Origin of the sequence: Siminovitchia thermophila (assembly GCF_016909185.1) — a bacterium.
Taxonomy (GTDB): Bacteria; Bacillota; Bacilli; order Bacillales; family Bacillaceae_C; genus Siminovitchia; species Siminovitchia thermophila.
This window is the reverse complement of the sequence record NZ_JAFBFH010000072.1, coordinates 1-3,080: the sequence shown is the minus strand read 5'-3', so window position 1 is coordinate 3,080 and position 3,080 is coordinate 1. Positions and strand designations below refer to the sequence as shown.

Here is a 3,080-nt window from a genome sequence, read left to right as displayed (position 1 = left end):
GCCCTGCCCCATTCTTCAATTTCCTCACGGGATTTCCCCTCAAAATACTCAGGGGTTGCACTCATCAGAAATTCGCAAGCGACATCCGCTTTATCTCCATTGATTTTATCCAGAAACGATTTTTGACGGCTTTTCCGAGTTTTTTTCATTTGCTCTTCATGCTGTTTTCTCAAATCCTCGGTCACATGGCCAAACATTTCCAAGTAAGTTCCCGTACACCTTTTGAGGGTGATATTTTCATGAGAACGACTCAAATCAATATCTTTATTGGTTTCCGATTTTCGATCTAAATTATGCTTACCGATCCCCCGTAAATCAAACGTCGTTTTGATTCCGCTGACCCGAAAAATGGCTTTCCCCATAAAAAAACACCCCCAAATAATCCCCTCCATTTTACTAGAGAAAGAGCTTATTGGGAAGTGGAAACTGCCAATAAGAGAACGCACTCTCATATTGGCATTCGGAACTGTCGTGTTCCTAGCCAATATGTGCGCTCTGCCGAGGGCTATTCGGCGGCCGCCGAACCATGCTGGCGCATGGAAAAACCTTGGACGCTATCCAAACCTGCAAGGGGAACTCTTCCCCTTAACCCCTTTCAAAAAACTCCCCCAACCCCCTCAATTTTTGAGGGGGCTCCCTCGCCGGTAGGCAGGTCAAAACAAAGTTTTGACAATGCCAAGAGGGTTTGGGGTTTGGTGTGGTTGTCAATATATTTTTGTTCCTTATGCTCACTCGGGAAAACCGCCCTCGCTCCGCTACCACAAAAATATATTGACAACCATCACATGTCGCCTTCTCCCTCCAATGCCCCGCCGATCCAAAATAAAAAGGATAGCAATTGCCATCCTCTAACATTTCTTTAAAGACAAATACTTCTTAAAATTCCTTTATTTATATTTTTTTTTATAATATTATAAAAAATGGAATATCACATTTTAATTTACTACATGTTCTTTTCCATTCAGAATATATGACTCTAATAATACTTTATTTTTTTTAGTATCTTTAAAATAATAATATCTCTTCTCATCATCTTTTATTTGAACAAACACTAAATATTTTTTATCACCACTTAAATTTGCTATAAACGGCTCCAAAGTTAATATATCTTCTCTTTTTATTTGCTCCTCTTTGATCAAATAATCTTCTACGGCACTTTTTACCTCGTTTTTCTTATAAGTAATATATCCAAAAACACCTAACGATAAAACCAATAAAATCAAAAGAGTAATACCAATTTTTTTTAACACCTTACTCCCCCCTCTTCTTTACTGAGAATGTTTTTCATAGATCCATAAGTCATCTATATTTTTCAGCTGTTAAACGACGCATTGATCTCAAATCAATTGTTATCAATACTATTTATAAAGTAATTCCGACGTTCCCAGTTCCAATAGGCTATAATGCTATAAGCGTTTTCACTTACTTCTTCTTCGTCATCATCCGTATGAATCAGATCTCCATCCTCAACATCATCAAGATTAAGCTCTTTATGTACTTCTTTCAAAAGACCACCATATGAAATTAATCTTTTTTGACGCAATCCCTCTTCCAGATCCTGAACAACTTGAAGATCCCTTTCCTCATTACCTGTTTTAAAATCTGTATCTTTAACAGGATATTTTGCTGACTCATTAATGGCTGATTGCATATCTGATTTACGTTTATTCTTCGGCTTTATTGTTTGAACATGGACAACCGGATCATAATCTAATTTCATTGCTCGCTTCCAGAAGCCTGTCCACTGTTTCTGAGAAATATAGTTTTCTGTATTCTTAAAGTAAGTATTTTCCACGCAAAGCAAAACGTGCAAGTGCTGATTATATGAATTATCTACTGGATTAACCGTTACTTCCGTTGCCCGCATAAATCCAATTAAATTTTTCACCACTTTTTTATATTGAACCATTTTTCTGAAACCACGAGCCATTTCAGATAAACTTTTATTTAATTCTTCACCATTCCACACATTACGAACCGTTAACGTAAGAAATAGCCATCTTGCCTTTGGTTTTCGTCTAACCACTTCGGTAACTATTTTTTTCGTTTGGACACTATGCTTCATGGCTCTCCTCCAATTACATAACGAACACAGCCGAGATTTACAAAACCAAGCTTTAAATAATTTAAGGTGTCCTGAATCTTCATCCGCTCTAAATTCTAAAATATTCCCACACTCTTTAACTCGTTCTGCTTTCTTAAATTCCAGTATATGCATTAACTCGTAGTAACCCACACTTGATATTTTTCTATCTTTCCAAGGTCTTTCTTTACCATTTTTTGTTTTATCAACCAAGACCCTTGATTTTTCTATGGTATACATGCTAATATTGTGGCACATAAAACTAAACCCCCCATCTGTTATGAAGTTATAAGTGTGGTAACTTAAACTCTATCAGATGGGGTTTTTATTTTCAACCATTTTTAAGCAAATAAACGCACTTAAACCCGCACGGTTATCACATTTACACCTAGAATAGTAAAATGACGTTGTTTCTATATAGTATCAAGATAAGAAAGAACTGTTTTTCACTCCGTTCAAAACAGGGGTTTTCGCTTCGCTCTAACCCCTAAAAAACCCCAAAAAACAAAAACGCCTTTATGGCGTTTTTTTATCGTTCGAAACCTCGATTTCGCTCTTCACTCAATTCTCTCTTATACACCTTTTCAAACTCACTAGCCTGCGGCCTTAAATTTTGCTTCTCACGAGCTTGGGATATTTTTACCTTAATTTTATCTACCAAACTCTTAAAAACGTTTCTAAAGGCTCTCACGTCCTCTGTGCGCTCTTTTAAAAATTCTTTAGTGCTTTTATATACCAAACCTATTTCGCGCTTTAAATCGCTTATCTCGCCTTTTAAAAGGTCATTCTCCCAAAACAGCTTTGTTTTTTCTTTTTGCAAAGCCGAATTGCGCTTCTTTAGCTGTTCATTTTCCTTCAATGCTTCGGAAGCAATTTCCCACAATTGCTGATTTTCTTTTACAAGATCAGTATTTCTCAACCGCACATAGTCTTTTTTTATGATGGCTGCAGCATTCACTTTTACCGACAACTCTTTCATGTGCTTTGGAGACAGAAC

At 36.7% G+C, this 3,080-nt stretch carries 3 protein-coding genes and 1 pseudogene; all 4 read right to left on the bottom strand.

What is annotated here, in order from left to right:
* Positions 1-362, bottom strand: a 362-nt coding sequence (locus JOC94_RS22500; RefSeq protein WP_205180422.1) for a plasmid recombination protein, incomplete at its 3' end; no start/stop codon positions are given.
* Positions 363-935: 573 nt separating this feature from the next.
* On the bottom strand, positions 936-1,250 hold the full coding sequence (locus JOC94_RS22495) for a DUF3139 domain-containing protein (RefSeq protein ID WP_205180421.1): 315 nt from the start codon (positions 1,248-1,250) through the stop codon (positions 936-938).
* A 92-nt stretch (positions 1,251-1,342) separates the two neighbouring features.
* Positions 1,343-2,341, bottom strand: coding sequence for a protein rep (locus tag JOC94_RS22490; RefSeq protein ID WP_205180419.1), 999 nt, complete (start codon positions 2,339-2,341; stop codon positions 1,343-1,345).
* Between the two features lie 271 nt (positions 2,342-2,612).
* Positions 2,613-3,080 (bottom strand): annotated as a pseudogene (locus JOC94_RS22485) (hypothetical protein); the annotation flags it as partial.